General features: G+C 67.4%; 6 protein-coding genes. 4 read left to right on the forward strand and 2 right to left on the reverse strand.

Going from position 1 to position 5550, the window contains the following annotated elements:
* Positions 1-585 precede the first annotated feature (585 nt).
* On the reverse strand, positions 586-1332 hold the full coding sequence (locus ACO1BR_RS40680) for a phosphotransferase family protein (protein ID WP_426800146.1): 747 nt from the start codon (positions 1330-1332) through the stop codon (positions 586-588).
* 695 nt (positions 1333-2027) lie between these two features.
* On the opposite strand from ACO1BR_RS40680, the gene ACO1BR_RS40685 reads away from it, so the two are divergent.
* The 4 genes from ACO1BR_RS40685 (at position 2028) to ACO1BR_RS40700 (ending at position 4802) form a co-directional block, all read left to right on the forward strand.
* Complete coding sequence (locus tag ACO1BR_RS40685; protein WP_426800147.1) at positions 2028-2672, forward strand: DUF1579 family protein; 645 nt, start codon at positions 2028-2030, stop codon at positions 2670-2672.
* Between the two features lie 471 nt (positions 2673-3143).
* Entirely contained in the window at positions 3144-3410 is a 267-nt protein-coding gene (locus ACO1BR_RS40690; RefSeq protein WP_426800148.1) for a DUF7660 family protein, read from the forward strand.
* Positions 3411-3633: 223 nt separating this feature from the next.
* A complete protein-coding gene (locus ACO1BR_RS40695) occupies positions 3634-4110 on the forward strand; it encodes an N-acetyltransferase family protein (RefSeq protein ID WP_426800149.1) in 477 nt (158 codons plus the stop codon).
* Between the two features lie 365 nt (positions 4111-4475).
* A complete protein-coding gene (locus ACO1BR_RS40700) occupies positions 4476-4802 on the forward strand; it encodes a hypothetical protein (protein WP_426800150.1) in 327 nt (108 codons plus the stop codon).
* A gap of 207 nt (positions 4803-5009) precedes the next feature.
* Here ACO1BR_RS40700 and ACO1BR_RS40705 read toward each other — a convergent pair whose 3' ends face one another.
* Complete coding sequence (locus tag ACO1BR_RS40705) at positions 5010-5495, reverse strand: nuclear transport factor 2 family protein (RefSeq protein ID WP_426800151.1); 486 nt, start codon at positions 5493-5495, stop codon at positions 5010-5012.
* Positions 5496-5550 lie beyond the last annotated feature (55 nt).

Here is a 5550-nt window from a genome sequence, read left to right on the forward strand (position 1 = left end):
CGCCCTGGCGACGGGGCAGGGCGGACACCGGAACCCGACCCGGGCGCAGGACCAGGCCCAGGCCCAGGCCCAGGAGCCTGCGCCTGCACCGCCCGTTGATGACGACTCGATATGCGCCCTAGTTCTGCCAACACCACGCCCACCAGTACGGCTGTCGCGGCGGTGCGGGCATGATCCCGACGAGCACCCCACACCGCCGGAGCCGGGGAACCCGGAGTCCCCCAGCGCGACAGCCGGGCCCTCGCCATGCCCAGCACGAGAAAATATCCAGAACAGACAGAGACGGCTCGCCGGCTTGGATGGCGAGCCGTCAAGCAAGATCGAGGCGCCAACCTCTACGGTTCAGACCGCGACCGCGTCCTCCCGCGGAAACACCGCCGTGCCCCCCTGCACACCAACGACCGCTCCCACCGGGCCCGTTCATCCTCCGCAGCCGTCGCACGCCGGGACAACCACACACCCACACCGCCGGCCAGTAGCACGATGCCCGCGGCCCCCGCGCGGCCCACCAGGTCCGCAACGCCCAGCACCGCCACGCCCACCGGTAGCAGCCACTGCACCGCATACTCCGGCGGCTCGGCGTACTTACAGCCGGGATCTCAGCACGTCGACCTCGCAGCCCGGGGCGGACGGGTCGAAGCCGTGCTCGATCAGCCAGCGGACCGCCAGCAGGCTTCGCAACGACCACCACGCGCGGATCACGTCGAGGTCGACGTCGGTGCCATAGCCGGCGACGACGTTGCCGAGGTGCTCCTCGTGTCCGAGCGTCAAGGTGGCGAGGTCGAACAGGGCGTCACCCTGGCCCGCCTCGGACCAGTCGATGATGCCGGTGATCTCGTCGCCGTCGACGAACACGTGAGCGATCTGCAGGTCGCCGTGCGTGAACACCGGAATCCACGGCCGGAGTGCGGCCTCGGCGACCTGGCGGTTGCGGGTGACCAGGTCGGGGGGAAGGACGCCGTTCGTCACGAGCCACTCGCACTTGCCGTCGAGATCCGCCGTCAACTCGTGGAGTCCCCGGCCGCCTCGGCCGGGCCAGGGCGGCAACGGTGCGTCGTGCAACTTCCGGATGGCGGCACCCGCCATGGCCCACGCCGCCGGCGACGCGGCAGACGGCTCGCCGAGGCGGCCGAGCGCCGTCCCCGGGACAGCGGCGATCGCGAGCACGGGCGGCTTGCGCCACAGGACCTCCGGGGTCGGGACCGGCGCCAGGGCCATCGCCTCGACCTCGACGTCGATGCGTGCCTGATCGGCATCCACCTTCAGGAACACATCGCCGACGCGCAGGGTCGCGCGCTCGGAATGGGCGACGACGACCTTGACCTCATCCATGGCGCCCAGTATCCCGGGATGACCGTCGACGTCGCCGGGTTTATCGCGTGCGATTACGCGGCTGACCGCGTCCCGCTACCCGGCAGCCTCGTGCGCCACACCGACGCTTGCCAGGCCAAGTCCACCACTTTTGTTAGGAGTCCTTACCCCTCAACTCCGACTCGCACGGCAACGACTTCCAGAACTCTGGCAGATGGAACACCTGGCTGGCCTCCTTGCAGCGCGGACGTGCGAACGCCATGAACTCCCGCTGAAGTTCCTTTGCCCGTCGACCGAGTGGGACATGGCATCCCCCTTCCGTTCCGATGCGAGGTCGACGAGTGCCTGGGCCTGATCGCCGAGGCCAAGCCCCTCCCTGCCTCCGCCCTCGCCCGCCACCGACTCGGCCCGCACGTCCGTGCCCAGCTGGCCCGACGCTCCGGTGAGGCCTTAGCGCCCAGTTCCTGATCCCGATATTTGAACTCCCCTTAATGGCAGGCGAGTTGTTTGCCATACTCACCAACAGCCATGGGGCGAAAGAGTGTGCGAATCGAGCGCGCTGTGATGGTGCACCACAAAGGGGTGCGTCGACGGAAGACGACGCGCAGCTCACGCGCAAACTCCTGCGACCGATTCGGCCGCGGCCCGCCCCTGACTGGACATGGAGTGCCGGCAGGCTCACGGGTCATTCGACGACCACGACCAGGGAGAAGCGGATGATCAGGAACAGATATCTGTCGGCAGCGGCACTCGCGGTGGTCATCGGCCTTGCCGGTTCCCTCGGGGCCTCCGCCGCGCCGGTTCATACCGCGCCCGCCGCCTCCGCGGGTTCGGCCTCATCGGGCGACAATCTGACGCCAGGGCCACACCACCGGCTCCTCGACCCCCTGGTCGGAAACTGGAGGGCCACCAAGGTCAACTATCTCCTGGGCAAAGACGGAAAACCGGTCGTCTCCCACGACATCACTGTCCGGGTCCACTGGATCAAGAAGACCGGAGGCCGTTTCCTGGAGGAGCAGACCCAGGGGACGCTGGCCGGCCACCCGTACTATCGCCTGGGCATTATGGGCTACTCCAACATCGGCCGCCGGTACGAATGGACCACGTTCGACAGCGTCACGCCGACCGCGATGACTTACCGTGGCGCCCCCGACAGCGGCAGCCCCTCCGAGATCTCCATCCCCGGCGAATTCACCGACCCGGGCATCCTCGGCCCTGCGTACCTTGGCAAAACCATCCCGATGCGCACCGTCTTCAGGATCGACTCCCCCAACCGGCACACGGCCGACCTCTACTTCACCCCGCCCGGCCAGCAGGAGCGCCTGGTCGACCACGTCAGCTACACCCGGAAGGCCGACTGAACGCAGCACCCGAACCAGTATGCCGACCGCCTGGGCGGGGCTGTGCCCTCAGCTTTGAGCGCAGCCTTTCTCCAGCCCGCCCGGGCTTTCGGCGCCGTCGCGCCATGTCGGACAGCGTTTACGGCGGCACTCCCGCGCCGGACAGCATCAGGGAGTCGACCGTTCCTTGCGCCCGTGGGCTGGACGCTGTGTGACCAGCAGCATCAGATGCCGACACGGCGACGTCCCGCTCTGGGGCGAGGCGTCCGCTCTGACGCGAGAGTGACACTGCCGCCGACCGCGCCACGACCCCTCGTTGCGAACTACCGGCGCCAAGGTCGTCGATGCCGTTCGGCCTGAACGACTGGCCTTCCACGGGGGCTTGCGGCCGCTTGAGGTCGCCACGGTTGTTGTACTTCGCCGCTGCATAGCACCAGTTTGAAGCGCACACCAGCCCTCGGCACAGGACGCTCGCCTGCGATCGTAGGCACCATGTCGAATGCCAAGTATGCGAGGGTGAGCACGCCCGCCGAATTTGTCGACTTCCTACGCCAGGTTGAGTGCCAGGCAAGGGAGCTGGCGGCAGAAGGGGAAGGGAATCAGAGTGCCGCTGACTTCCTGGCAGCGGCAGCCCAGCACCTAGAGGGCAAGATCGAGATGTACAAGCGGATCGGACAGCCCTTGCCCGCCACACCCACCTGGCAGCTCTTGGTTGACAGCCTTGGTGTTGCCTCTGTGTACCCGACCAGCGGTGGCTGAGCGCGCCGCGTCTCTCGTCCGCGTATCACCGCTGATGACCACCGCGTTACAAGTCCGGTTCGGCTTCCGGCGCCTCGGTCTCACGGGCCGCCCCCCGACGCCGCGGGCGCCTGCCAGCGACCGCCGACATCCACCGCTGTTGATGTCAGCGATGGATGTCAGGAGCCCGTCGATCGGCCTGGCGAGATCGGATGGGAGACTGAGGTGTATGGGAGGTACCGGGATGCAAACACGTCTGGCGGCGGTAGACGATGACGCGGTGCTGGGCGCCATAGCCAGGCGGGCGTGGTCCCCCCTGCACGCGGTGAAGCAAAGGCCGATGGACCGGGAGCCATTCTTCAGTGAACGGCACCGGCCCGAGGACACCATCGTTGCAGAGGTCGACGGGCGCGTCGCCGGATACGTGGCGGTCGCCCCGGCCACACCGCATGCCAGCAACGCGCACGTGCAGCAGGTTCAGCGGCTTGCCCTTGAGGAATGGGCGCGGGGGCACGGCGTCGGCCGGGAGCTGATGAAGCAGGCAATCGAACTCGCCCAAGAGCGCGGAGCTCGCCGGCTGACCCTACGCGTGCTCGGTCACAACACACCCGCGCGGCAACTCTATGAGGCGATGGGCTCCGTCATCGAGGGCGTGCTGCCCGGGGAGTTTCTACTGGACGGGGAGTACGTCGACGATGTCCTCATGGGGCTGCACCTCTAGAGGCTGCCTCAGGCAGGAGCCACGACCTTGGACACCGTCGTGGCGCGAGTCACCGTGCTGGACACCCTCACCGGACCCGACCTCGTCAAAGCCCGCATGCGACTCAAGCAAGCCGAGGGCGAGGGCGACGACTGAAGCCGACACGATGATGCCCCGCCGGATCGGGCGGGGCTTTGTCGCGTTCGGGTGTACGCCGACACCCGTGCGCGGGAGGTGCGCTCCGCGCGCTGCGGCACCACGCCTTACACAACCTCCTGCGGGTCGTCACCATCACCATCGACCCACCAGCACCAGGCACGACGCGCAGTAAGGACCACGGTGGGCACGGAACGAGGCCCGTATCGCGGGCCCGAAGGGAGACCCTGATGAACCGCCCACTCGCCTCCCGTCAGCACATAGCCGCTGTCCTGACCACCCTCGCCCTCAGCACCACTGGACTTGCCTCCGCGACCCCCGCCCACGCCAGCACCCTCTGCCCCGGCCAGGTCGAAATCGCCTCCACCGCAGGAGACTTCTGCGTCACCCCACTCCCCGCTCCCAGCGCCACCGCCAGTGCTTCAGGAACCACCACCATCACCAACAACACCCCGGTCCCGGTGACAGTGATCAGCGAAACCGGATCACTCACGGTCGCGTCCGACGAGATTGTGGATGTGGAGTTCAAATTCAAGGAAGAAGTCAAGGTCATCTGAGACGGGGAGCGGCACGGCGGGCACAGCTGGGGAACAACCCCCGCTGCGCTCCACCCACTTCCAGGCCGACACCGGGGTCAGACGGTCACCGCGTCCTCCCGCGGGAACACCGCCGGGCTCGTTCATCCTCCAACGCCTGCACCCGCCGCGACAACGCTCAGCCTGGCTCGGCGAACGTCCGGGAATCGCCGCGGTCATGCCCGGAAGTCATCCGCCAACCTTGCGGCAGCCGTGCCTCGGCCGTTCGTTCGCCGCCCACGCTGCGAACAGACTGTAGGGGGCTGCGGGGCGCAGGCCCATGTCTGCAGCAGCCCGCTCGGGCAATTCGGCCAGGTTCCACATCACGATCTCGTGGCTGATCTGTCCGTCGGGCGTGAAGGTAAACAGACTCGTTCCGGGGAAGTCGATCCGGTGACCGGAATGAAGGGTGCCGGTGATTCGCCAGAGGAAGGCGGCCCGGTCTGCGGCATGGATGCCGTCCAGTGGACTCATGGCCAATTCAGAGGTGGCAGCGAACCAGGTCCCGTACTGGTCTCGGACCTCGTTGCGGCTGTGCAGGTCCCACCGGAGCGTCTTCTCCTCGTAGTGGACGTCTTCGGTATAGACAGCGACCGTGGCGTCGAGGTCATGCCGGGCGAAGCCGTCACAGATAGGGTCTGCTGCAGGTTTGGGTGACGGGTTGACCTGCCCCACCTCTCAGGTTCCAGTTCTGGTGGCTAACTGACAGCCCTTCACGGAAGGCTGGCAG

The sequence above is a fragment of the Streptomyces sp. YGL11-2 genome (genome assembly GCF_050054615.1).
Classification (GTDB): domain Bacteria; phylum Actinomycetota; class Actinomycetes; order Streptomycetales; family Streptomycetaceae; genus Streptomyces.